General features: G+C 47.3%; 16 protein-coding genes and 2 CRISPR repeat arrays. All 16 genes read left to right on the forward strand.

The window, feature by feature from the left end:
- Window positions 1-84 precede the first annotated feature (84 nt).
- The 16 genes from ACFVRY_RS07725 (at window position 85) to cmr6 (ending at window position 26059) form a co-directional block, all read left to right on the forward strand.
- Window positions 85-978 (forward strand): carbohydrate ABC transporter permease, encoded by an 894-nt coding sequence (locus ACFVRY_RS07725; RefSeq protein ID WP_387498922.1) that lies wholly within the window; start codon window positions 85-87, stop codon window positions 976-978.
- Complete coding sequence (locus ACFVRY_RS07730) at window positions 975-1799, forward strand: carbohydrate ABC transporter permease (RefSeq protein WP_387498924.1); 825 nt, start codon at window positions 975-977, stop codon at window positions 1797-1799. The genes ACFVRY_RS07725 and ACFVRY_RS07730 overlap by 4 nt, the downstream gene beginning before the upstream one ends.
- Window positions 1800-2079: 280 nt before the next feature.
- Complete coding sequence (locus ACFVRY_RS07735) at window positions 2080-2514, forward strand: hypothetical protein (RefSeq protein ID WP_387498926.1); 435 nt, start codon at window positions 2080-2082, stop codon at window positions 2512-2514.
- Between the two features lie 284 nt (window positions 2515-2798).
- A CRISPR array of direct repeats spans window positions 2799-4849; the repeat unit is 32 nt; unit sequence GTCGCTCCCTACGCGGGAGCGTGGATTGAAAT.
- A 388-nt stretch (window positions 4850-5237) separates the two neighbouring features.
- Entirely contained in the window at window positions 5238-7685 is a 2448-nt protein-coding gene (gene cas3, locus ACFVRY_RS07740; RefSeq protein ID WP_387498928.1) for a CRISPR-associated helicase Cas3', read from the forward strand.
- 222 nt (window positions 7686-7907) lie between these two features.
- Window positions 7908-8627, forward strand: coding sequence for a type I-C CRISPR-associated protein Cas5c (cas5c, locus tag ACFVRY_RS07745; protein WP_387498930.1), 720 nt, complete (start codon window positions 7908-7910; stop codon window positions 8625-8627).
- Window positions 8624-10528: a type I-C CRISPR-associated protein Cas8c/Csd1 gene (gene cas8c / locus ACFVRY_RS07750; protein ID WP_387498932.1), complete on the forward strand. Its 1905-nt coding sequence runs from the start codon at window positions 8624-8626 to the stop codon at window positions 10526-10528. Before cas5c ends, cas8c begins: the two co-directional genes overlap by 4 nt.
- Before the next feature lie 16 nt (window positions 10529-10544).
- Window positions 10545-11408 (forward strand): type I-C CRISPR-associated protein Cas7/Csd2, encoded by an 864-nt coding sequence (cas7c, locus tag ACFVRY_RS07755; protein WP_387498934.1) that lies wholly within the window; start codon window positions 10545-10547, stop codon window positions 11406-11408.
- Complete coding sequence (gene cas4, locus ACFVRY_RS07760) at window positions 11398-12054, forward strand: CRISPR-associated protein Cas4 (protein WP_387498936.1); 657 nt, start codon at window positions 11398-11400, stop codon at window positions 12052-12054. The genes cas7c and cas4 overlap by 11 nt, the downstream gene beginning before the upstream one ends.
- Window positions 12051-13082 carry a type I-C CRISPR-associated endonuclease Cas1c gene (gene cas1c / locus ACFVRY_RS07765; protein WP_387498938.1) on the forward strand — a complete coding sequence of 344 codons (1032 nt, stop codon included), beginning with the start codon at window positions 12051-12053 and terminating at the stop codon, window positions 13080-13082. The genes cas4 and cas1c overlap by 4 nt, the downstream gene beginning before the upstream one ends.
- Window positions 13083-13091: 9 nt before the next feature.
- A complete protein-coding gene (gene cas2, locus ACFVRY_RS07770; RefSeq protein WP_387498940.1) occupies window positions 13092-13382 on the forward strand; it encodes a CRISPR-associated endonuclease Cas2 in 291 nt (96 codons plus the stop codon).
- Between the two features lie 168 nt (window positions 13383-13550).
- Window positions 13551-18883: a CRISPR direct-repeat array (repeat unit 32 nt; unit sequence GTCGCTCCCTACGCGGGAGCGTGGATTGAAAT).
- Window positions 18884-19157: 274 nt separating this feature from the next.
- A complete protein-coding gene (cmr1, locus tag ACFVRY_RS07775) occupies window positions 19158-20624 on the forward strand; it encodes a type III-B CRISPR module RAMP protein Cmr1 (protein WP_387498942.1) in 1467 nt (488 codons plus the stop codon).
- On the forward strand, window positions 20564-22501 hold the full coding sequence (gene cas10 / locus ACFVRY_RS07780) for a type III-B CRISPR-associated protein Cas10/Cmr2 (RefSeq protein ID WP_387498944.1): 1938 nt from the start codon (window positions 20564-20566) through the stop codon (window positions 22499-22501). The genes cmr1 and cas10 overlap by 61 nt, the downstream gene beginning before the upstream one ends.
- Complete coding sequence (gene cmr3 / locus ACFVRY_RS07785; RefSeq protein WP_387498946.1) at window positions 22479-23795, forward strand: type III-B CRISPR module-associated protein Cmr3; 1317 nt, start codon at window positions 22479-22481, stop codon at window positions 23793-23795. Before cas10 ends, cmr3 begins: the two co-directional genes overlap by 23 nt.
- Window positions 23785-24753 (forward strand): type III-B CRISPR module RAMP protein Cmr4, encoded by a 969-nt coding sequence (gene cmr4 / locus ACFVRY_RS07790; protein ID WP_387498948.1) that lies wholly within the window; start codon window positions 23785-23787, stop codon window positions 24751-24753. Before cmr3 ends, cmr4 begins: the two co-directional genes overlap by 11 nt.
- Window positions 24750-25136 carry a type III-B CRISPR module-associated protein Cmr5 gene (gene cmr5 / locus ACFVRY_RS07795; protein WP_387498950.1) on the forward strand — a complete coding sequence of 129 codons (387 nt, stop codon included), beginning with the start codon at window positions 24750-24752 and terminating at the stop codon, window positions 25134-25136. Before cmr4 ends, cmr5 begins: the two co-directional genes overlap by 4 nt.
- A complete protein-coding gene (gene cmr6 / locus ACFVRY_RS07800) occupies window positions 25133-26059 on the forward strand; it encodes a type III-B CRISPR module RAMP protein Cmr6 (protein ID WP_387498952.1) in 927 nt (308 codons plus the stop codon). The genes cmr5 and cmr6 overlap by 4 nt, the downstream gene beginning before the upstream one ends.
- Window positions 26060-26068: the final 9 nt, after the last annotated feature.

Raw genomic sequence — 26068 nt, forward strand, 5'->3', positions numbered from 1 at the left:
TATGTAACCCTTGGGCGCTGCGGCATCGTGAGATCCAAAGCGTCCGGCGGGTTATTTTGCAGCCAGAGAGGAGACCTTGCTACGATGAATGCTAAGAAACGTGGGCTAAGCATGACCGCTAAGTATAATTTGACAGGATGGGGCTTTGTCCTGATTTCTGTAGTTATGATTGCCTCATTCTATTTCTATCCAATGATTCAGGCGCTTTTCTTGTCATTTAAAACAGGAACAGGCACCAACCTCACCTATACAGGGTTATCCAACTATACGCGCTTGTTCTCGGATACGACCTTCAGAACAGCGCTATTTAACACCTTTATCTATCTAATTGTTCAGGTGCCTTTAATGATTCTGCTCGCAATGTTCATCTCTGTACTGTTGAATGACTCCAAGCTTAAATTCCGTGGGTTCTTCCGTACGGCGATCTTCTTGCCTGCAGTAACTTCTCTTGTCGCTTACTCTGTTGTGTTCAAATATTTGTTTGGATCCGATGGTCTGATTAATGCGATGCTGCTGAAGCTGTCGATTATTTCTGCTCCCGTGGAGTGGATTACAGACCCGTTCTGGGCCAAAATTACGATTATTATCGCCATTACATGGCGCTGGACCGGGTATAACATGATTTTCTATTTGTCCGCTCTGCAAAATATCGATGGCTCCATTTATGAAGCTGCACGTATTGACGGTGCTTCTGCCTTTAAACAATTCACCCAAATTACAGTGCCGCTGCTCAAACCGGTTATCCTGTTCACTTCTGTTACTTCGACGATTGGTACCCTGCAAATTTTCGATGAGATCGTGAACATTACCAAAGGCGGACCGGGTAACTCCACCATGTCCATCTCGAACTATATCTATAACCTGTCGTTTAAATACACGGCTGACTTTGGATATGCGGCGACAGTATCCTATGTGATCGTCATTCTTATTGTTCTGCTGTCGTTCCTTCAATTTAAAGTGGCAGGTGATAAGAAATGAGAAATCCAAAACGTATATTCACCTATGTGTTTCTGAGCATTGCTACCTTCATTTCGGTATTTCCGTTCCTGTGGATGATAATCAGTGCAACGAATAAATCCGTAGATGTAACCAAAGGCAGACTTCTGCCGGGTAACTATCTATGGGAGAACTTATCGAAGCTGATCGAAACGACTGATCTATGGACTGCGCTCTGGAACTCGGCTAGAATCTCTGTCCTGACTACAGTCCTGTCGATTATCATCGCCTCACTCGCTGGTTACGGCTTCGAGATGTTCCGTAGTAAGGCGAAGGATGTTGTATTTAACATCTTGCTGCTGTCGATGATGATTCCATTCGCCGCCCTGATGATTCCACTGTACCAGATGTTCGCGGGTATCTCTAATACCATCCCTGGAATTGGTATTGATACGGTGGCGTCTGTGATGCTCCCGACCATTACGACGGCATTCCTGATCTTCTTCTTCCGTCAGAATTCCAAGATGTTCCCTAAGGACATGCTGGAGGCCGGACGTATTGATGGTCTGACGGAGCTGGGCATCTTCTTCAAAATCTTCATGCCTACCATGAAAACAACCTATGCGGCAGCAGGGATTATCACCTTCATGTCGAGCTGGAACAGTTACCTGTGGCCGTTGATTGTTTTGCAATCACCGAACCAGAAGACCATTCCGCTGCTGATCTCCACCCTGGGATCAGGTTATGCGCCGGACTACGGCCTGATCATGGTGGCGATCGTCATCGCCACCTTGCCAACAGCCATCGTATTCTTCGTGATGCAGAAGCATTTCGTAGCGGGAATGACGGGATCGGTGAAATAAATAGCTTGCGAGTTAAGAGCAAGTGATGTGATGAAGGCGGCCCCCCACGAGAGTGGGGGGCTGTTTTTGCGTTGGGATATAAGGGGGAAGTAAATATGCAGGAGGATCTTGGAGCGCTGAGGTCAGCTTGCTTTTTTTGTTATGGAGGTTGTGTTGGGCTGTGCTACTATATAGTAGTTTTATCATGAAAATACTTATTAAGTATCACTTAAAATAGGCTGCTCAATCGAATAGACTCAAGGAAAGACAGACCAGATATTTCGGAGAAAGGAGAGTGCTATTGGAAAAGAAACCGTTGAATAACCGCTATCTTGATGCTCCCGGATATCATATGCAAATGGCCTGGATTATGTATGATCACCGTCAGTTTAAAATGTGTTACATTTTATGCGAATGGGCACTGTCAGATATGGTTCAAGCATTGTACGTAAAGAAGTTAGATGGATATGCTAACTATAGAAATCTTTCGATGGAAGAACAGTTGCATCTGCTCCATACAGAATCTGATCACGGCCTTGATATTATTGTGTTCTGGGGGACATTGAAGTGTCTTGCAACTGAACTGGATGTTACGCATGATGCGAACGTTAGGTACGAAGATGTTAGACGTTTACTGCATAAAACAGAAGGGATTCTTTGGCGATTGTCTCAGCGTGTATACGAGGAGCCGGTGATGTGGTATCAGAGGGTGCGAGGGGAGGAGAGTGGGCTTTAGGAGATTACAGGGCTAATCACAACTTTACTTTTTTGGGATAAGAAGAGGGATTCTACATATTGGAAAAGAAATAGTATAAGGAGATAGTCCTGCTATCAAGTAGGGGGAAATCCAAGTGCGAATGTATAGCTCACATGAAAACCCCGGGTCCTCCGCACCAATATTTTTACATTATTTGTGTGGAAAAATCCTGGGATGCTGATATAAGAGTTTATATTGAAGAGATTTGGTGCGATTTAGGTGTGTAAAAAGGTTTTTTATCCTTTTTATGGTTGAGATTCGCTGTCGCTCCCTACGCGGGAGCGTGGATTGAAATGTGGAACGCCGTATTCCTCAGTGATTTCCGGGTATTGGGTCGCTCCCTACGCGGGAGCGTGGATTGAAATTCGGCTTGGACCCGGTAGCAAAACATTTTTACGTCGCTCCCTACGCGGGAGCGTGGATTGAAATCGCTTAACCTCGCGATATTCCCGTAGGACACCACCGGTCGCTCCCTACGCGGGAGCGTGGATTGAAATCCATCCGGTAAGTGCAATGCGTTGGGCGTCATAGTCGCTCCCTACGCGGGAGCGTGGATTGAAATAAATTTACCTGTTTGATCTAATAACTCCTTAGCAGTCGCTCCCTACGCGGGAGCGTGGATTGAAATTCCATTATCAACTTCTCCACTAATCGGCATTGTAGTCGCTCCCTACGCGGGAGCGTGGATTGAAATTTTCCATCCACCCGGGAAGACGACAATATAGTCAGTCGCTCCCTACGCGGGAGCGTGGATTGAAATAGGAGAAGGTTAAGAAATATCTTTTTGATATTAAACGTCGCTCCCTACGCGGGAGCGTGGATTGAAATATGTGTATACGAAAGGGGAAAAATAATGAAAACCAAGTCGCTCCCTACGCGGGAGCGTGGATTGAAATCGCACGTGCAGTGCAGAGGACAAACCTTAGAGCAGTCGCTCCCTACGCGGGAGCGTGGATTGAAATGACCTTCGCCAGATGGGAGATCTCATCGAGATAAGGGTCGCTCCCTACGCGGGAGCGTGGATTGAAATTGGCTACCTCAAAGGCTTGCATTGCGATGTTCCGTCGCTCCCTACGCGGGAGCGTGGATTGAAATAGGAATTCCTCCGGCAGATCAGGGATGGAGGCAGGCTCGTCGCTCCCTACGCGGGAGCGTGGATTGAAATAAAGTAATCAAGAATGGCGATACTGGTCGAAACGGTCGCTCCCTACGCGGGAGCGTGGATTGAAATAGTGATCGTTGCAATAGTCAGCGGGAACCGTTAGTCGCTCCCTACGCGGGAGCGTGGATTGAAATTCTAGCAACGGTTCGAACTCCGCCTCTAATTGCGTCGCTCCCTACGCGGGAGCGTGGATTGAAATTTATTACAAACTAAGCCTTGTCTGGATGGACGATTCCGTCGCTCCCTACGCGGGAGCGTGGATTGAAATCAGACCTGGGTCATAAGGTTTGAGGTTGTGGACGTCGCTCCCTACGCGGGAGCGTGGATTGAAATACTTAAGCATTGAGGAGAAACATTTAAAACTTTGTGTCGCTCCCACAGGAGAAGCGGCAAGTATTCGTCGCTCCCTACGCGGGAGCGTGGATTGAAATTATTAAATGCTTTTACTTCAATAATCCCGTTGTGGTCGCTCCCTACGCGGGAGCGTGGATTGAAATTGCCCCCACTTATGTGAAACAAGAAAGGGAGGGCGTCGCTCCCTACGCGGGAGCGTGGATTGAAATCGGAGTTAGCGCGAGGCTCCCGGAAGAAGTTCAAGTCGCTCCCTACGCGGGAGCGTGGATTGAAATGTCCGCCCAGGCTGCGTAATCCCCATGTGACTCAAGTCGCTCCCTACGCGGGAGCGTGGATTGAAATGCATAGACAACGAGGTCGCCGCCGCGATCATTCGTCGCTCCCTACGCGGGAGCGTGGATTGAAATTGTGCACTGGATACCCCTGCCCCATCGCTCTATGTCGCTCCCTACGCGGGAGCGTGGATTGAAATTCCATGTCTCGCATGGCATACACAACGTTACCGGTGTCGCTCCCTACGCGGGAGTCTGGATTGAAATCGAATTGGCTACACCAGTGAGTGAATCACGCAAGTCACTCCCTACGCGGGAGTGTGGATTGAAATTTAACTGAAGTTACCGGAGCCACATACCAGCAAGTCACTCCCTACGCGGGAGTGTGGATTGAAATACACAGTAACCTTTATCTCTTAGCGTGTCTGCGTCACTCCTTACGCGGGAGTGTGGATTGAAATGTTGTGCTATATGCAATAGGAATTAATTTATCTGTCACTCCCTACGCGGGAGCGTGGATTGAAATGTTGGAGTCGTTTTGTCTGCTGTGATCGTAGGGTCGCTCCCTACGCGGGAGTGTGGGACTTGAATATTAAGCGGTAAACATCCTCCTCAAAGCGGTCACTTCCCCTTAAACAGGAGTATGGCAGTTAATCCATACTCCTGTTTGTCATCGCCTATTTTATGAACCAAACCTCTTTTTCGACTATAGATAACCTCATATCAATTCTCTTCAAACACAATTTTACAAAAAATCCACCAATATATTAGATAATTTAGGAAATAAGCAAGGATATTTATATTTTTTGGAGAATTATCTTAATATGAGTAGTTCTATATCCTTATGAAGGAGGGAACAATGCACTACATCCACGCCAATCTAGTTTGTGATTAATCCCTAAAGGAGAGATCGAATGGAAGAATATATCGCTCATATCCGAGAAAGTGACAAGAAAATACAGACTGTTGCTGAGCACTTAACGGGCGTACAAGCTCTGGCAGAGGAATTTGGGGATAAAATAGGTGTTAAGCATATCGCCGGGCTTGCCGGTGTGCTCCATGACATGGGGAAATACACTGAAGAATTTAAGGAATACATACTTATGGCTGTGTACCACCCGGAGATGCCTCCCAAGCGAGGCAGCGTAGATCATTCTACTGCGGGAGGGAAACTGTTATTTAAGTTGTTTCATGATCATAACAAGAATAGCAACGATAAAGTGGATACTATGAACAGAATGATTTTGGCTGAGATCGTAGGCAATGCTATTATTTCTCACCATTCTTATTTGCAGGACTTTTTGAATCCAGATTTGGAATCCAATTACTTACGTCGTGTGAAAGAGAAGAACCTTGAAGAATTCGATTGGTCTGAAACCAACTTTTTTAAGCAGGTTATGGATGAAACGAAGTTCCACGAGTACGTAAATCAGGCAGTCAAGGAATTGAATTCGTATCTGCAAAAAGATGCTGGGACTAGTAGAGAGCAGCAACTTATGTTTCTGACTAAATTTATTTTTAGTGCACTGATTGATGCAGACCGGACGAACACTCGATGTTTTGAAGAGAACAAGGTAGATGAACCAGTCAATCATGAAGAGTTGTTCGGAGTATTTTACGAGAGATTGATGACTAAAATTGAATCTTTCACGGAACAAGAAGGTTCTGATTCCCCCATCAATCGCTTAAGAAGAGAGATGTCAGATCAGTGTGACCAGTTTGCTGCCAAGGCATCCGGAATTTATACGCTGTCCATCCCAACGGGTGGTGGAAAGACGCTGGCGAGTTTGAGATATGCGTTGGGGCACGCCAAGGAGTTTGAGAAAAAGCACATCATTTATGTAGTCCCCTACACAACAATTATCGAACAGAACGCTAAGGAAGTCCGCAATATTTTACAGGATGAGGCTCATATTCTGGAGCATCACTCTAATGTAGTTGAAGAAGAAAAAGAGGATGATGAACTCGAAGACGGTCTGATCAATCTGCGGCAAAAGTTAAAGCTGGCTAAGGATAATTGGGATTCTCCTATTATCTTTACTACCATGGTGCAATTTCTGAATGTCTTCTATGCCGACGGGAGCCGGAACATTCGGAGACTGCATAACTTGAGTGAGTCGGTGATTATTTTTGATGAGGTGCAGAAGGTCCCGGTGTCGTGTATCTCTCTGTTTAATCAAGCGGTTAATTTTTTGAAAACCCACGCGCGTTCCAGCATCGTCCTCTGTACGGCTACACAACCTGAGTTGGATTATGTTCAACACAAGCTGAACATCGAGCCGGAAGCCGAAATGATAGGTGGCCTGGATCATGTCATTCAAGCATTCAAACGGGTGAATATTGTGGATAGGGCAACGGGGGAACAATTTGATAGTGACAAGCTAGTTGATTTTGTTATGGAAAAGGTAGAAGAGATCCAGAGTGTACTGGTCATCCTTAATACCAAAACCGTTGTTAAAACCCTATACCAGAAGCTGCAGGAGCAGAGTTTGCCTGTGTCTGTATATCATCTGAGCACCTCTATGTGTGCGGCTCATCGTAATGAAATATTGGCAGAGGTGAAGGGGAAACTTAAGGATCGAAGTCCAGTCATTTGTATCAGTACACAGCTTATCGAAGCTGGTGTCGATGTAAGCTTCAAGTGTGTAATTCGTTCCTTGGCAGGGTTGGATTCAATCGCTCAGGCAGCAGGGCGATGTAATCGCCATGGTGAGGATGATGTGCAGCAGGTGTATGTTATTGATCATGCAGAGGAAAATGTGAGCAAATTAAAAGAGATTCAGAGAGGTAAGGAAATCTCAGCAAAGATTCTCGTGGATTTGAAGCGAGATCCGTCTTCTCATGGTGGTAGCCTTCTGTCTGTACAGGCCATGGAAAGATATTTTCAAGAATTTTATACGGAGTTTGAGTCTAGTCTGAATTATTTCATTCCCAAGCTTGGGGAGAATATGACGGATTTATTGTCGTCCCAGCGGATGGAAAATAAGTATTACCAAGCATATCGTCAGAGACATCAAGAAGCATTGCCATTGTTCTTAGTTAATAGCTATAAGACTGCTGCTGAGCATTTCGAGGTCATTGATAGTCATACCACATCTGTAATCGTTCCCTTTAAAGAAGGGGAAGAAATCATTACGGAATTGAACGGGCAGCAGAGCATTGAAGACCTCTCACGTTTACTGCGCAATGCCCAGCAATATACCATTAATATTTTTACCCATGAGAAAGAGAAGTTAAGCAAGAATAATGCTTTGGTGGCTTACCTGGACGGCAAAGTTTTAGCTCTGACCGAAGGGGCTTACCATGAGAATTATGGGCTTAATCTGGAGAATGATAGTCCGTTTGAACTGCGCATGTGGTGAAAATAAAATACAAGAAACCTATCTGTCATATCAGATAGGTTCTCATATTATAAAATATACTTTTCAATCCACGCTAATAGCGACAATTTATTATAACTTTAATAGAACTAAATTCAATCTTTCGTATAATTTATAATATAAATGTTGACGTTGTTTGATTAGTGGAATATTATGTAATCAGCAAGTGGAACTTGATCCAGCAGAAAGGAGGATGAACAAACGATGAGAAACGGAATCGAATTTAAGGTGTATGGAAAATATGCTCTTTTCACAGATCCGCTTACCAAGTTGGGAGGAGAGAAGCTAACGTACAGTGTGCCCACTTATCAGGCACTGAAAGGGATTGTTGAAGCTATTTATTGGAAGCCTACCTTATTATTCGTGGTAGATGAGATTCGTATAGTGAACGCAATTCGAATGGAATCCAAAGGAATCCGTCCGATTGAATACGGAGGCGGCAACACGCTAGCTAACTATACCTACCTGAAGGATGTATGCTACGAGGTTCGCGCCCACTTTGAATTTAATATGAATCGTCCAGAGCTAGAACATGATCGAAATGAAAATAAGCACCATAATATTTTGAAGCGCTCTTTACAGGCTGGGGGCCGTAGAGATATTTTTCTAGGGGCAAGGGAATGCCAGGCCTATGTAGAACCTTGTGTCTTTGGTGAGGAGCCTGGATTTTATGATAACTATGGTGAGATTCACTTGGGCAACATGGTTCATGGCATCAATTACCCAGATGAAACTGGAAGGGCGAAGATGGAGGTGCGGCTGTGGAATCCGGTGATGAAGGATGGCGTTATCCGTTTTATCCGGCCGGAGGAATGTACACAGGTACGTACAATTTCAGACATGCAACCCAAGCTGTTCAACGAGACTAATGTTCAATCCGCAGATGAACTGCTGGCAGAGTTGGAATTGGAGGGGAATGCATGAGTTGGCTGATGAACTTATATGAGACTTATGAGTCCAATCTGGACCGTGTAGGTATTATAGAGCGGAAGAATAATGATCGTGAATACACCCTGCTGCCGGTCTCCCACACCACTCAAAATGCGCATATCGTTGTGGAAATCACTGAGGATGGCGAATTTCATTCCGCTGATGTGATCGCTAAAGAGGATATTAGTACACTGATTCCTTGTACAGAAGAATCCGCTAGCCGCGCGGGATCTAAGGTTGCTCCGTATCCGCTGCATGATAAATTAAGCTATGTAGCTGGCGATTTTATTGCCTATGGCGGAAAGATTAAGAAAGAAGAACCTTTTGCTGCCTATATCAAAAATCTTGAAGAATGGGCTAACTCCGCTTACACCTGTGCAAAGATCAAGAGTATCTACAACTATCTGAGCAAGCGCAGATTAATTCAAGATCTGGTAGAAGCAAAGGTACTATTCCTGGATGAGAATAAGCGGCTCATTGAAAAGTGGGACAAGAAATATGAAGCCCAGCATGGAGAGAAGCCTAAGCTCTTCTCGCTGATCGCCGGTGAACAGGAAAGTGCATTTATACGGTTTAATGTTCATTCACCTAACCGGACAATGAAGAGTGTGTGGAAAGATCCTGAGGTTTATGATTCTTTTGTGCGGTTCTACAGTCACCAGCTTGGAGCTGACGATTACTGCTATGTATCAGGTAAACTGCTTCCTAGCACAGACAGACACGCCAATAAAATCCGAAATGCGGGAGATAAGGCTAAACTTATCTCAGCTAACGATAATAGTGGTTTTACCTTCCGGGGGCGATTTAACCAGAGCAGCGATGCAGCTAGTATCAGTTACGAAGTTTCGCAAAAAGCACATAATGCCCTGAAATGGCTGATTAACCGCCAGGCAAAAATTGTTGATCAACGGGTGTTCCTTGTCTGGGGTAACAATGACCTTAATATTCCCGATCCAACAGAGGATTTCTTCAATCTTAACCCGGAAGCTGAGGCTATTACTAAAAGAATCAACGATACCAATGAGGTATTTGCTCGAGAAGTTGCAAAAGCATTGGGCGGATACCGCAACAGTCTTCATGCGGAAGATAAATCGGATGTTAATATTCTGGTGCTTGATTCCGCGACTACCGGACGCCTGGCTGTTCTGTATTACCGTAATATGGACAAGAATTTATATCTGGACAAGCTTATCGAATGGCATTCAACCTGTGCCTGGATGCATCGTTACCGTAAAAATGAGCAAGGAGAGACAGCCCAGTTCTACGGGGCGCCGTCCACCAAGGATATTGCTTTTGCCGCCTATGGGCCTAACGCCAACGATAAGATTGTCAAAGGACTTATGGAGCGCATGCTTCCCTGCATCGTAGATGGCCGTACCATCCCCGAGGATATTGTTAGAAGTGCTACCCATAGGGCATCCAATCCGGTAGCCCTGGAGAAATGGGAATGGGAGAAGACGCTTAGTATTACTTGTGCCTTGATTAACAAAAAGGAGAGATGTGGTATGGCACTGGAAACAGAGAATCTAGACCGAAGTTACTTATTTGGTCGATTGTTGGCGATAGCTGACGTGTTGGAAAGAAGGGCATTAGATGCCGATGAGAAAAGATCCACCAATGCTATCAGGTATATGAATTCTTTCTCCAGATATCCAGAGAGAACCTGGGGAATCATTCAGGCTGCATTACAGCCGCATCAGGCAAGATTGGGTGCAAAAGCTACCTATTATTCCAGTTTGATAGATGAAGTTGCATCAAAATTCACAACAGAGACGTTCAATAATACCGCGTTATCGGGTAAATATTTGCTTGGTTTTTATAGCCAGCGGCATGAATTGTACAAAGGCAAGGACAAGAACAAAGAATCTAAAGAGTCTGAAGAAACTTCTAACTAAAAAGGAGAAATGAATAATGACTACACTAGATCATAAAATTGATTTTGCCGTTGTGCTTTCTGTAACCAAAGCTAACCCGAATGGTGACCCGCTGAACGGGAATCGTCCGCGTCAGAATTATGACGGCTATGGCGAGATTTCCGATGTCGCCTTGAAGCGGAAAATCAGAAATCGGCTGCAAGATATGGGCGAAGCGATTTTTGTCCAGTCCAATGATCGTAAGACGGACTCTTTTAATAGCTTGAGAGAGCGGGCGGAAGCTAATTCCGAATTAGAAAAAATCTTCAAGGCTAAAGCTAGTTCTAATGACGAATTTGCCACTATCGCCTGCCAGGAGTGGCTTGATGTGCGAAGCTTTGGCCAAGTGTTTGCATTTAAATCTGACAGTAAAGGCTCTGGTGTATCTGTGGGAGTGAGAGGTCCGGTTTCCATTCATACAGCAACTAGTGTCAGCCCCATTGATATTACAAGTCTGCAAATTACAAAAAGTGTGAACTCTGAACCGGGAAAAGACCGGGGATCCGATACGATGGGAATGAAGCACCGTGTGGATTTTGGAGTCTATGTTTTTTACGGCAGCATCAATACACAATTAGCTGAAAAAACGGGCTTTACCAATGAAGACGCAGGCAAGATCAAGGAGGCGTTACGGACACTTTTTGAAAATGACGTATCTTCTGCTAGACCGGACGGCAGCATGGAGATCCATAAGCTGTACTGGTGGGAACATAGTTCCAGACTTGGACAGTATTCCGCGGCTAAGGTTCATCACTCCCTTAAGGTAAAGGCAAAGGCTGAGGAGCCGAAATCCATTGAGGATTACGCCATTGAGCTATACCCGCTTGAAGGCCTCAAGGTCGAAGAAATAGATGGACTATAACGATGACGAAGCGTTAATGCTCTCGGGTATTCAACATTTTCAATTTTGCAAACGCCAGTGGGCATTAATTCATATTGAACAACAATGGGAAGAAAATGTGAAGACCGTAGAAGGACAGCATCTGCATCGCAATGCAGATCAGCCTTTTACAAGGGAGAAGCGTGGGGATAAGCTCGTTGTCCGAGCGATGCCGGTAAGGTCAGGAGAACTGAATATTTCCGGTATATGTGATGTGGTAGAGTTCGTAAAAGATGATACAGGTGTCCCCATCAATGGTGCTGACGGCAAATACCTTGCCTTTCCAGTCGAATACAAACGAGGCAAGCCCAAGGTCAATGAAGAAGATATCTTGCAATTGGCCGCACAAGCGATGTGTTTGGAAGAAATGCTGCTGTGCGATATATCGACAGGATATATTTTTTACAATGAGATCAAACACAGAATTGAAGTACAGCTTACCCCGGATCTCAAATATAGGGTTAAGGCGATTGTAGAGGAGATGCAAGACTACTACCGTCGTAGACATACTCCTAAAGTGAAAACGGGTCCTTTTTGCCAAAGCTGCTCACTCCAACATATTTGTTTGCCTAAGCTAATGAATAAACAGACCGTAAAAAGTTATGTTGAAGGGAAAATCAAGGAATGAAAAAACTTCAGAATACGTTATATATCACCCAGCCCTCGGTCTATTTATCATTGGATGGAGATAACATTGTCCTTCTGAAGGATGAGGAAAAACTAGGCAGGATGCCTCTTCATAACCTGGAGTCGATTGTCGCTTTTGGCTATACGGGGGCCAGCCCAGCATTAATGGGCTATTGTGCGGAGCGGAACATTTCACTGATGTTCTTGACGATGAACGGAAGATTCCTTGCCAGAGTGATTGGGCCAAGCAAAGGGAATGTGGTGCTGAGAAAAAAGCAGTATCTTCTTTCAGAGGATGAGCAGTCGTCTGCGCGGATTGCCCGGAATTTTATTATAGGTAAAATCTACAATCATAAATGGATGCTGGAGCGGATGACCCGTGATTATCCTTTGCGCATTGATGTTGAGCAATTTAAGGAGATTTCTGCCCATTTATCTTCTATTATGCTTGAGGTGAGGGCTTGTGAAGAGCTTGACCGTTTGCGAGGGTTGGAAGGGCAGGCTGCGGTTAGTTATAACCGACTGTTTGATCAAATGATTTTACAACAGAAAGAAGATTTCTATTTTCATTCCCGCTCCCGGAGACCGCCGCTGGATCATGTGAATGCTATGCTGTCATTGGCTTACACTCTACTCGCTCATGATACGGCTTCGGCGCTGGAGGCTGTCGGGCTGGACGCTTATGTAGGTTTTCTGCACCGGGATAGACCGGGCCGGGCATCGCTAGCGCTGGATTTGATGGAGGAATTACGAGGAATTGTCGCAGATAAGTTTGTGCTTTCACTGATTAATAAGAAGCTGGTGCGTAAAGAGGATTTTGTGAAAAAAGAGAACGGAGCGGTCATCATGACCGATGAAGCTCGAAAGAAATTCCTCACGGCGTGGCAGAGTAAGAAACAAGAGAGTCTCACTCATCCTTATTTGGGGGAGAAAATCACCTGGGGGCTCGTTCCGCATGCGCAAGCTCTGTTGCTGGCTCGTCATCTGCGGAATGACCTGGACGAGTATCCTCCATTTCTTTGGAAGTAGGTGTGCGATTTGCTAGTACTAATTACTTATGATGTGAAAACTTCCAGTAGTGGAGGCCAAGGCCGATTGCGAAGAGTCGCCAAGGTCTGTCAGAATTACGGGCAGCGAGTCCAACATTCCGTATTTGAATGTATTGTCGATGCGACGCAATTCGCTGAGCTGAAGATTAAGCTGAAGAATATCATTGATGAAACAGAAGACAGTCTGCGGTTTTATCAACTTGGGAATAACCACAAGAACAAGGTTGAACATGTCGGGATTAAGGAATCTCTCGATCTCGAAGGGCCCCTGATTCTGTAGTGCGAATGTGAAGCTCCCATGAAATCCCCGGGTCCTCCGCACCAAATTTATTACATTATTTGTATAAAAGGAATGAAGAAACTGAGTTTGAGATGTTTCTTGTGAGAGGAATAAGGGATTTTCGGTTCATAAAAAGGTCATTTACCCTTTTTATGGGTGAAAATCGCTGTCGCTCCCTACGCGGGAGCGTGGATTGAAATTCAAAGAATTGGGTGTTGATTACAATTGGAACAAGTCGCTCCCTACGCGGGAGCGTGGATTGAAATTAATTCTATTATATACGTTTCATAATAGATTGTGTCGCTCCCTACGCGGGAGCGTGGATTGAAATCTGAAAATCGAAGGTCAGCGTTGGGATATCAAGTCGCTCCCTACGCGGGAGCGTGGATTGAAATATCGGGAATAAACCGCCCTATGGCTATGATCTTGTCGCTCCCTACGCGGGAGCGTGGATTGAAATAGCACACCGACATATCGGTCTGCATACCTTAAGAGGTCGCTCCCTACGCGGGAGCGTGGATTGAAATACAAATGTTATCGGTCTTCCCGGCAGTATGGATGGTCGCTCCCTACGCGGGAGCGTGGATTGAAATTCTAACGATATATGAAGGTTTGAAATCAATGTCAGTCGCTCCCTACGCGGGAGCGTGGATTGAAATAATTTGATCAAATGATATGATTTCCGATTCATTACGTCGCTCCCTACGCGGGAGCGTGGATTGAAATATTGTTTTGAACATCACTTGTTGCTTTAATGTATGTCGCTCCCTACGCGGGAGCGTGGATTGAAATGTCAGGCCGTCCGCCAGGCAACCTCGGAATCTAGTCGCTCCCTACGCGGGAGCGTGGATTGAAATCGTTACTGGAGCACTAGCATCAACAGAAAAAGCGGTCGCTCCCTACGCGGGAGCGTGGATTGAAATATTGCTAATTTCTCCTTTGCCCGGCGCCTTACTGCGTCGCTCCCTACGCGGGAGCGTGGATTGAAATATCTGATAATGAGGGCGGTATGAACCATGAAGATGTCGCTCCCTACGCGGGAGCGTGGATTGAAATATTGGGACAACTTTAATGACTTTTTGTCAGCCATCGTCGCTCCCTACGCGGGAGCGTGGATTGAAATTTCTTTCCATAATTCCATTATCAGAGGCATTTCCGTCGCTCCCTACGCGGGAGCGTGGATTGAAATTCAGGCACTATTGCATCTTTGGTTGGATTATCCTGTCGCTCCCTACGCGGGAGCGTGGATTGAAATACCGAAGTTAAGAATATAATGAATAGCGGAACCGTCGCTCCCTACGCGGGAGCGTGGATTGAAATCTCAATGGACACTATCACGCTGATGCGGGGAGCTGTCGCTCCCTACGCGGGAGCGTGGATTGAAATTTGACATTATCTACCCAGTTAGTCACATTAAATGTCGCTCCCTACGCGGGAGCGTGGATTGAAATCAAAAGTTGTTACAATTCGGACGTAGAACGTGACGTCGCTCCCTACGCGGGAGCGTGGATTGAAATTAAGTTGGATTGTATCAAACCTCAACATTCCTTTGTCGCTCCCTACGCGGGAGCGTGGATTGAAATACGAAAATAACTGATTCACTAAAAAAATTACCGTGTCGCTCCCTACGCGGGAGCGTGGATTGAAATGTTAAATATGCATAAAAACATCAGTTTATGCACTGGTCGCTCCCTACGCGGGAGCGTGGATTGAAATGTATGGATTCGCGCATATCGTATTCGTTTCGAGGTGTCGCTCCCTACGCGGGAGCGTGGATTGAAATTGACAGCGGTGAGGGGCGGTATAACTGGAACAAGTCGCTCCCTACGCGGGAGCGTGGATTGAAATTTTTAGCCACCAAATAGCTTTGACCATCAATATGGTCGCTCCCTACGCGGGAGCGTGGATTGAAATTCTATACCATTGATTTTAGCCAGTTTAGAGTATGTCGCTCCCTACGCGGGAGCGTGGATTGAAATGCTGCACGGTGGACGGACCGACTACGCGAGGCATCGTCGCTCCCTACGCGGGAGCGTGGATTGAAATTGAGTCTAAAATCGGCGAGTTGCTGACGCTTTCTGGTCGCTCCCTACGCGGGAGCGTGGATTGAAATGCAGCTGACCACTTCGATACTATCATCATCGATGTCGCTCCCTACGCGGGAGCGTGGATTGAAATCGTTCCGTGTGCGAGGTCGGCGTAATTGAATGTGTCGCTCCCTACGCGGGAGCGTGGATTGAAATACTCGGTGGTTTAAAGCGGCCGAGATTTGGCGTCGGTCGCTCCCTACGCGGGAGCGTGGATTGAAATACGGAGGAAGGCGGCGGTGAACGTTTCAACCGTGGTCGTCGCTCCCTACGCGGGAGCGTGGATTGAAATCCATAGGCTGTTCCCTGTTAGCTTCTGGCCCACACTAGTCGCTCCCTACGCGGGAGCGTGGATTGAAATACATCCACCATCTATTAACCTGATAATCAACACGGTCGCTCCCTACGCGGGAGCGTGGATTGAAATAAACTCTTTGGCTGTCATTTCGGACTTAGACAAGTCGCTCCCTACGCGGGAGCGTGGATTGAAATGCAGGTACATCCGCATTAGCGGGTCCCGTAAGTAGTCGTCGCTCCCTACGCGGGAGCGTGGATTGAAATATGTGCCAGCTACTGGAACTACTAATAACGGCAAGTCGCTCCCTACGCGGGAGCGTGGATTGAAATATGATATCACAGATGGTTATTTGTGTAAATAAAGTCGCTCCCTACGCGGGAGCGTGGATTGAAATAATAATTTTTATGTTTTCTTGGGCTGCGATGACTTCGTCGCTCCCTACGCGGGAGCGTGGATTGAAATTCTAAATGGAAAACCTATTCTTGATAATGGAGAAACGTCGCTCCCTACGCGGGAGCGTGGATTGAAATATATATAAAATCGCTGTGCGAGAACGGACCTGGGGCGTCGCTCCCTACGCGGGAGCGTGGATTGAAATGGTTTTAAGTACAAAGTACTTCTCTTGCATGCCTTGTCGCTCCCTACGCGGGAGCGTGGATTGAAATATACTGTTAGCTGCTGTGATGGCTGCTGGTGGGAGTCGCTCCCTACGCGGGAGCGTGGATTGAAATAGGAAGACGCAGATTGGAAGCCATGCGGTATCCGTCGCTCCCTACGCGGGAGCGTGGATTGAAATCGTGTCCATCGGTCGGGAGAAGTGGAATGAGACAGTCGCTCCCTACGCGGGAGCGTGGATTGAAATCCCGTTGCCAAACGTCGAAATTACCGTTAATAATAGTCGCTCCCTACGCGGGAGCGTGGATTGAAATTCTTGATTCTGCGGCCACGTCTCACGGTTTAGGGTCGCTCCCTACGCGGGAGCGTGGATTGAAATCTAACACAGTGCTGGCTCTTCAGACGGAAATAGGAGTCGCTCCCTACGCGGGAGCGTGGATTGAAATTTTTATTGATACTATGCTTGGCTGCATTTTGGGTCGCTCCCTACGCGGGAGCGTGGATTGAAATCCGAAGCCAATGCATGAGATTCCGACAGCGGTACTCGTCGCTCCCTACGCGGGAGCGTGGATTGAAATCGTACATGAATGCCTTCGGCCAATGGCTATCTGACGTCGCTCCCTACGCGGGAGCGTGGATTGAAATCACTTCAAGTCCAGTCAGACGAGTAGATAATCCGTCGCTCCCTACGCGGGAGCGTGGATTGAAATTCGAATGGTCGGTAACCTACTGGCAACGTGGCTGTCGCTTCCTACGCGGGAGCGTGGATTGAAATGCCATATGACCAGTTCCGTTGATAGTCACATGAAGTCGCTCCCTACGCGGGAGCGTGGATTGAAATCAGATGAGGAGGGTGAAACATTTGTCGAAGATAATGTCGCTCCCTACGCGGGAGCGTGGATTGAAATCATGATGTCATTAGCAAAGACTTATCATTCAAATGTCGCTCCCTACGCGGGAGCGTGGATTGAAATTTTAACTCATCCTCAAGATAGACCGCTCCATCAGAGTCGCTCCCTACGCGGGAGCGTGGATTGAAATTATTTTGTCAGTCTTCCCCTGCTTTAATAATTTCTGTCGCTCCCTACGCGGGAGCGTGGATTGAAATATGATCAACATGGCAAGAAAGGATCTTAATATAGTCGCTCCCTACGCGGGAGCGTGGATTGAAATTTTAGTTGCGCATCCCATACAGGGTTGCCAACAACGTCGCTCCCTACGCGGGAGCGTGGATTGAAATCTTGAAGCGATTGGCATCGAATTTGCTGGGCGGATGTCGCTCCCTACGCGGGAGCGTGGATTGAAATATACACATACCACGCCCCGACACCTGAACAGGTAGTCGCTCCCTACGCGGGAGCGTGGATTGAAATTGAAACCGGATGTGAGCTTTACCCTGATTCCTTGTCGCTCCCTACGCGGGAGCGTGGATTGAAATTCTGAAGAGCCTTCGTAACATTTTAGAAACAGAGTCGCTCCCTACGCGGGAGCGTGGATTGAAATCAGAAAGATCATGACCATGTAATGAGGGATGTAAGTCGCTCCCTACGCGGGAGCGTGGATTGAAATTTTTTACCGTGCAGGATGGTAAAAACTTCACTAGCGTCGCTCCCTACGCGGGAGCGTGGATTGAAATAATAATACAGTTGGAGATGTTGAAATCTCCACCAATGTCGCTCCCTACGCGGGAGCGTGGATTGAAATCGGAATTGGCGAACGGCTCCCGGAAGAAATTTAAGTCGCTCCCTACGCGGGAGCATGGATTGAAATCTGATTGCCTTCGCCATTGCCGCCTTGGTTATCGTCGTCGCTCCCTATGCGGGAGCGTGGATTGAAATTACGATATTATGAAAGACCTGCTAATCCCAACCAAGTCGCTCCCTATGCGGGAGCGTGGATTGAAATAGGCAATGGGTGTACAGGGGGCGGAGCCCGCGGGGAGGTCGCTCCCTATGCGGGAGCGTGGATTGAAATATTTAAATCAAGACAGGAATACAATGAGTGGAAAAAGTCGCTCCCTATGCGGGAGCGTGGATTGAAATTTGAGCAGTGGTCAGAACACATTTAGGGTTACCGGTCGCTCCCTATGCGGGAGCATGGATTGAAATGACTAGATGGCGACAAAACATCGGATTATGAGCTGTCGCTCCCTATGCGGGAGCGTGGATTGAAATTTGAACTAAACGAATGGCCACAGCGAAAGCATGGTCGCTCCCTATGCGGGAGCGTGGATTGAAATATGAATTGGTACGCGAAATAAATGGTAGTGAAAGGTCGCTCCCTACGCGGGAGCGTGGATTGAAATACGCCCCCCTCGGTTTGGGGAATTTTACGAACGTCGCTCCCTACGCGGGAGCGTGGATTGAAATACCAACGGAGCTGTACCTGGTGTTGGGGCCAAGCAGTCGCTCCCTATGCGGGAGCGTGGATTGAAATATGATCAACATGGCAAGAAAGGATCTTAATATAGTCGCTCCCTACGTGGGAGCATGGATTGAAAGATTTATGAATGATTCAATCACTGGGATGAAGTTAAATCTAGCATTGGATTAAGATACCTGAATAACTTATTATTCTACAACACAGCGATTGATAATTGGAGGATAAATTTCCTTCCAAACTACTGATCGCTTTTTAGTCTGCAAATATTGTCAAATTATGCTATGTAAGAGTTGGATAATTAAGTATAATGAAAATAGAAAGTAGTTCCAAAGTCTATAATCCAAGTTAATATTCAGGACTATTTTGTTGTTCGTGAAGGAGAGATGAGTTCATTTGTCGGATAAACAAGAAAATCTTGCTCCGAATCTATGGGATGTACAACTGCAAATAAAGCAGATCCAAAGCAAGCTACCGAAAAGGGAAGAGTTATACGATATCACGCTTGTGACGCCTATGTATGGTGGAGGAAGCAAAGCCCGCGAGATCAACGAGAAACATCCCATCCGAGAGGCATCTATTCGGGGGCATCTGCGGTTCTGGTGGCGCGCTACACGTGGTGCGGAGTGTAAGAATGTACTGGAACTTCGCAAGTGGGAAGCTGCTATCTTCGGGGATACGACCACGCCTAGTAGAGTGAAGATATGGACAGAAACAGTTGGGGCTCCCCCAGTTATCAAGAAGACAAGGCTTGATGAAGTTCCACCTCCTTCTTACGTTTTGTTCTCTGTACGGAAGAATCCCACGGACTATTTAGAGAATTACTCTTTCAGACTACATATACGCTATGACGAAGCTGACCTGGAGCCTGAGGAAATAAAGGCTTTACGCCAAGAACTTCATGCAGCCCTGTGGGCATGGATTAACTTTGGCGGACTAGGTAGCCGGACACGCAGAGGTGCTGGCAGTCTGTACTGCCCGAAGTTCTCACCCCCGCGTGGACAGGATCTGCAACAGTGGTACGATGAAAAGATCGGTAAGTATGAGTTGGATCTTCTTCCAGTCGGAGAATACCGGGACTGGCCTACATTATCTACTACAATCCACTTCAATCAGATAAAGAATGATAACACTAAGGGTCACGTAAATAATAAACCAAATATTATGTATCATTGGAAGGATGTGATCAACACCTATCATTGCTTCAGACAACGGCGAAATGAGGATGAGGATGGGAATAAGAAACGTAGTCTATGGCCTGAACCTGACTCCATTCGAAGGATCATGGGTAGATTTCAGCCGGGACATGAGCGTTTGTTCACGCTAGATCAAGAGCGGCTTATGTATGCATTCCCCAGATCTCAACTTGGAATGCCTATTATTACCACATTCCATCCGAAGGACCACGATGAGCCGTATAAAACTGAACTTCTGCCTGTCGGCAAGGATCGTTTGGCTTCACCGCTCATCCTGAAAGCCATTGCGGTTGACAAAAATAGAGGCATAGGGGCAATTATCGTACTGAATCATAAACCGATTACGGGACTGAAACTCAGACGAATGGCAGAAAGAAGAATGGATAACAACTTGAAGAAAGCAACAAATTCAAAAAAATTAATATGGGAGCACATACAAAAGGAAACAGTTGAATTTGTCGAAATCGACGAAAAAATAAATAACCTTACCATCACCCCAGAACACATCTACAGCTCGCTGAAGTATGGCAAAAGTCCTATGAAAATTGAGGGGATACCAACAACGTCAGCCATTGAAGCTTTTCTAAATAGCGAGGAGGTAAGGAGATGGAACCAAGGGAAGAGCAACACTCCACCGAGAATTTACAGACCCAAACAAAACCAATAAGAACACTGATGCTCTTCTCCATCGGTCCTGTTCAAGAATTCATTGCTCAGGCGCGTAAGACGAGAGACTTGTGGTTCGGTTCTTATTTACTGTCTGAATTGTCCAAGGCAGCGGCCACGACACTATCTAATCTGCCTGGTCTGTCTAGTGAGATTATTTTTCCTAGCGCGGGGCAGATCAAGGTGAACCCGGATACAGCGTCCGCGCACAAAGTGGCGAATGTGGCGAATAAAGTGATGGGTATAGTTGAGACCAGTGACCCGAAGCAGGTGGCGATTGCAGTCAGAACGGCTGTCGAGAAGAAGTGGAACGAGTTCGCTGTAGCGGCTGAGGCGAAGCTTGAAGGTAAAGTTAACCCCGGTCTGTGGAAGAAGCAAGTGAAGGATGTCTTGGAATTCTACGCCGTGTGGAGTATTTGGCCGGACGTAGAAACCTGTGAGGAACTGAACTTTGAGAAAATGACCTACGATGAGGTGCGGAGCAGAACAGAAGAGCTAATGGCGGCACGCAAGACGCTGAAGGACTTCCGGGCGCATGATCCTAGCAGACCTTATGGTGATCCTAAATCCTCACTCGATGGTGGACGCGAGTCTGTCATCTGGCCTGACCGGTATTCTGAACTTAGTAAATACGGCATCAAAAATAATGAGACATTGGATGCGATCTCGCTAGTGAAGCGAATGTCTCGACACACGATGCAGAAGCGAGAGTTCAAATCCGTGTGCGATGTCGCCTTTCAACAATATCTACAGGTCTTGACGACTTCAGATCGTAGTTCCGAGAGAGTTCAAGCAGTCCTGCACTACATTCATTCATTGAAAAAAAGCTATGACGATGTACTGCATATTAAGTCTACTGCTATTGGAAACTTGGATTCTCGTCTCTTCTATGACAATCGAATTGATGAATTCGTTACTGAAGAGGCGAAGCGAATATTGTCCATCACGGAACAGGAGAGTATCAGCGAAGGGACCAAATTCAGGCTGCAACAGCTGTATGACAAAATCGGTGTGAAGCCTTCTTCTTACTATGGCTTCATCATGTGTGACGGGGACCATATGGGACAATTGCTGCGGCAGATGAAGACTTACAAGGATCACCAGCAGTTCAGTGAATCGTTGTCCGGGTTCGCAGCGGAGGCGGAAGTCATTATTCAGCGGCATGAAGGACAACTCGTGTACAGTGGCGGCGATGATGTTATGGCCTACCTGCCGCTGCATACTTGCTTGGATGCCGTTAGAGATATTCAGACCGCCTTCATCTCAGCTATGCGTGCAGCGCTCCCAGAGGATGCTACTTATCCTGTACCTACTTTGTCTGTGGGCATGGTCATTGTGCACATGCTGGAGATGCTCGGGGACGTCCGTCGTTATGGCAAGGCCGCCGAAGAGCATGCGAAGGTGAATCGTAATGAATTGGCCCTGCATATTAAGAAGCGGAGCGGAGGGGACGCGCTTAAGGTTTCTATATCTTTTGACAATGACCCGATCGCTTTGCTCTCTAAAATTCAGAGGTTACATAGAGAAGGACTGTTCTCAGCCGGCTTCGCCTTCGACCTGCGTAAGTTACACCGTGAATATCAGTCTATGCTTGCGTCGGGATGGGGTGCGGGCACTGTGTATAGAGGCCAGCTTCACAAGCTGCTTCGGCAAGAGGCTGAGCGACTGGCCTACCGGAAGCTGCCCGGTGGCCTAACAGAGCCACAGAGGAAGTCATTGATTGAGCGGATCAAGTCAGAGCTGCTGCCGCTGTTCGATAGTATACAAGGTGTAGATTTAGACGCTGTAAACCAGTTGGGGAACTTATCTGAGCAGTTCATCATCGCCATGACTCTAGTGAAAGTAGGTGAAGGCCTTGAAGACCACCATACGAATTGAACCGCTGGACCCCATCCTTAACCGGGATGGTCGGCCGTTCGATACGACACCCGGTGCAACTGCGCGTAGTCTGGATTTTATTGCACCGAGTGCTGTAGCCGGGACTGTCCGTACCATGGTAGGGAAGTACCTCTCTTCTTCCACAGTGGTGGACGATTCTTTCAATTCAGAGTCTGTGGTTAAAGCTATGGCAAGAGCCACGATACGCGGCCCGCTATATGAACTGAATGGGATGATCTATTATCCATTTCCGCAAGATCTCGATCTCTATGAGGTGGATAAAAAAATCATTGTTAGCTATAGAAGGCCGCTGGCTCCGCCTAGAGCATGCATGGGCTTCCTCGGAACGGACAGGGATGGAAGATATGAGCAAGACTTATGGCCAGTAGCTGAGGCGTCTGCACAGAAGGGATGGAAGAATCGCCCGGCCTTCGTCTCAGCGGAGTGGATGCACAATTGGCTGCTGGAGAAGCTGACACCAGAAGATTGGAGTGCTGCACTCACAGAGTGGTGGGAGAACCAAGGTGCAGGGAAGCCAGCGTCACAGCCAGCGCACTTCCTCGCTTCCTTCGCACGGGAGACCAGAGTACATACCTCTATTGATGACGAACTTGGAGTGGCCAAGGACAAGCATTTGTTCGACACAGAGATGCTTGTTCTACTTGATGGAATGACTTTGCTTACGGAAATTAACATCGGTGATCAGGCAGAGCATTGGCCGGATGAGCCGATGTCCACTCTGCATACGTTCGGGGGCAAGCGTCGGCTGGCACACTCCAGCGAGGTGAAGAACTCTGCGGTCTGGGATGTGCCGGATGTCATCTTGAAGGACATACGCCCACACAATGAGCCAGACAAGTCGAATAAGTCAGATCATGCGGATAAAATCACACACGTTCGTCTCGTTCTCGCTACTCCGGCTTTCTTCGCCAAGGGATGGCTGCCCCGTTGGGTGGATACGGATACATTGGAGGCTGATTTTCCGAAATACGGGGTCAGACTGAAGCTGCGCTGGGCATGCATTCCCCGCTGGCAGCCTGTCTCCGGCTGGAGCTACAGTAAGCGTCAAGAGAAAGCCGTGCGGCGGATGGTTTCTGCGGGCAGTGTCTATTTCTTCGAGGTGCAAGGAGATGGTGATCCGGCCCCCCTAATGGAAGAGTTGTGGCTAACTTCCGTGTCTGATCCTAATCGGAGGAAGGGTGCCTTCGACCAGGAGGATGGATTCGGACTTGCCTTGTGGGGAACGTGGGAGCCAGCAAGTTTAATGAAGCGGGGGATGAAAAATGAGCAGTAATAGCAGATTGTATTTCATACATTGTCTGACGCCAGTCCATGTGGGAACAGGGGAAGGAACGGGAGTCATCGATATGCCGATTATGCGTGAGAAAATAACGGCCTGGCCGCTGTTTCCTGGCTCAAGTATCAAGGGTGTGCAGGGGGAATACCACCGGAGAACGAATTACGATGAATCGTGGTATAGCGCCGCTTTTGGCAAGGAAGATAATAAGAAGGAGGCTACCAGCGTAGAAAACTCGGGGCATGCCGGAGCCTTGGTTCTGTCCGATGCACGCATGCTCGCGTTCCCTGTAGCCAGTAGATACGGTACATTCGCCTATGTAAGCTCTCCGCTGGCAATTAAACGATTCCTTCGGGATGCAAGAGCTGCGGGAATTGAGATTCCTGACAGTCTGGATTGGGAGGGAATTGACAAAGTATTCGGTTCTACGGATCAAACGGTAGATAAAGTCATTGTGGGAACAGATTCGGTCTTGAGGGAACCCCTTCAGGCTGGAGGAAAAGAAAAAGCACGTTCGGTTGAACTCGACGAGTTTAAAGCCGAGGCGAACGAGAAAGAGTCACTCACGAATTGGCTTACTGAAATCACTAAGCATCTATTCAGTGCAGAAGATTGCTTCTCCGCTGAGATGTTCAAACAGCGGTTCGTCATAGTGTCTGATGAGGCTTTTCAGTATTTTGTCACGACATGCTGTGAAGTTACGCCGCGGATTCGCATCCTCAGTGAGACCAAGACTGTGGATGGTGGAGCGCTGTGGTACGAGGAATACATCCCGACGGAAGCGATTCTCTATGGACTGGTATGGTGTGACAAGGTATACACAAGAGCTGGCAATCTGGATGCCAAGAAACTGTTGAACCGTCTGCCTGAAGAGCAATTCCTGCAGGTCGGCGCGAATGCTTCTGTGGGCAAGGGACGCGTGCGCTTTCGGTTCTCCGCGGGTGAACGGTCATGAAGTCGATACAGCACCAATATTCCACGAAGGCACTTGGCTGCATACATGAGGTTCAACAGTTAAGTAAAAAAGAACAGCAGCAATACGGCAGCTTGTGCCACCGTGTGCCCTCGATGATCATGCTGAACGGCTTACGACTGACGGTCGCCTTCCTCTCTGTTAAAAAAGGGATGCGTCAGCACTTTCTGAAGGACATGGGACTAGCACTCGGAATCGAGATCGAGGTTAGGAAGGGTAAAGATACAGTCCCGGAGCGAATGGACGACTATCGCTTATTGACGAGCCAGGTACTGGCTGCTTCTGTCTGGTTCAAGCGATATGCGGAGGCTATTCTGGGTGTAACCCAAGCCGATGCTGATGGTCAACTGGAGGAGCAATCATGAATGCTTATTTGGTATTAACGAAGTTGAACGGCTCTTTGCTTAACTCAGGCTTAAAGGGAGCGATCACAGAGTCTAATAGTAAAAGTGACTTCTACTTCAACCTCGTCCAGGATTATACAACTGCATGGACAGGGAAAAAGCCATCCAGGCAACAAGGGAGAGGAGATACACGAGAGGGAGACAAACAGCACAGGAATGCTCAAGAAGGAAATAAAGGGCAGAGCAACACGCAGGAGAAGCCAAATCAGGCAGAAACTTCAGGCGCGGATAAGAGTGCGCTACATGAGTGGTATGAGCTTCTTTTTGCGCAATATTATGACAGATTGTCTCCATCCTCTGCAGAATCCTACACCTGCATCCTGAGCTCGTTGTCTGCACTCACGATTGGGCAAGGTCAGCCCTCTGTACTGGAGACCCACATCACACTTCACCCGATCTATGGTGTTCCTTATCTCCCAGGCACAGTGCTGAAGGGTGTGGCAGCACATTATTGTAACCGTTACTTGGGGCAAATGGATGAAAGGTTCTGTTCAGGCGGGGATTACTATAATCAGTTGTTCGGATCAACGACCCAGATGGGCAGTATCTGTTATCACGATGCGCTGGTAACACCTGAAACTGTAGGCACAGCCCTTCGACTAGATGTATTAACGCCGCATCATCAGAAGTATAACCAAATCCGGATTACAAAGGAGCAACAGGTCGTAAGCAGCGACGCCGCACCACATGATGATGATTCACCAGTTCCTATACCTTTTATAAGTGTGAACGCGGATTTCAAGTTGCAGTTGACCTACATTGGGATGTCTGCCCAGGCACGGGAATGGCTCGATATTGCAGGAGAGATATTAACCGCTGCTGTGCAGCAAGAAGGCTTAGGTGGCAAGACCAACGCTGGGTACGGAAGATTCAAGGTTAAGTAAAGGGAGGGC

The sequence above is a fragment of the Paenibacillus sp. NPDC057934 genome, from assembly GCF_042887565.1.
Lineage (GTDB): Bacteria > Bacillota > Bacilli > Paenibacillales > Paenibacillaceae > Paenibacillus_AQ.

Bases quoted from the DNA above. Each gene is read 5' to 3' on its own strand.
- cmr4 (WP_387498948.1), top strand. From the start codon at position 23,785: ATGAGCAGTAATAGCAGATTGTATTTCATACATTGTCTGACGCCAGTC.
- cas5c (WP_387498930.1), top strand. From the start codon at position 7,908: ATGAGAAACGGAATCGAATTTAAGGTGTATGGAAAATATGCTCTTTTC.
- cas4 (WP_387498936.1), top strand. From the start codon at position 11,398: ATGGACTATAACGATGACGAAGCGTTAATGCTCTCGGGTATTCAACAT.
- cmr5 (WP_387498950.1), top strand. From the start codon at position 24,750: ATGAAGTCGATACAGCACCAATATTCCACGAAGGCACTTGGCTGCATA.
- cas1c (WP_387498938.1), top strand. From the start codon at position 12,051: ATGAAAAAACTTCAGAATACGTTATATATCACCCAGCCCTCGGTCTAT.
- cas3 (WP_387498928.1), top strand. From the start codon at position 5,238: ATGGAAGAATATATCGCTCATATCCGAGAAAGTGACAAGAAAATACAG.
- cas7c (WP_387498934.1), top strand. From the start codon at position 10,545: ATGACTACACTAGATCATAAAATTGATTTTGCCGTTGTGCTTTCTGTA.
- ACFVRY_RS07725 (WP_387498922.1), top strand. From the start codon at position 85: ATGAATGCTAAGAAACGTGGGCTAAGCATGACCGCTAAGTATAATTTG.
- cas8c (WP_387498932.1), top strand. From the start codon at position 8,624: ATGAGTTGGCTGATGAACTTATATGAGACTTATGAGTCCAATCTGGAC.
- cmr6 (WP_387498952.1), top strand. From the start codon at position 25,133: ATGAATGCTTATTTGGTATTAACGAAGTTGAACGGCTCTTTGCTTAAC.
- cas10 (WP_387498944.1), top strand. From the start codon at position 20,564: ATGGAACCAAGGGAAGAGCAACACTCCACCGAGAATTTACAGACCCAA.
- ACFVRY_RS07730 (WP_387498924.1), top strand. From the start codon at position 975: ATGAGAAATCCAAAACGTATATTCACCTATGTGTTTCTGAGCATTGCT.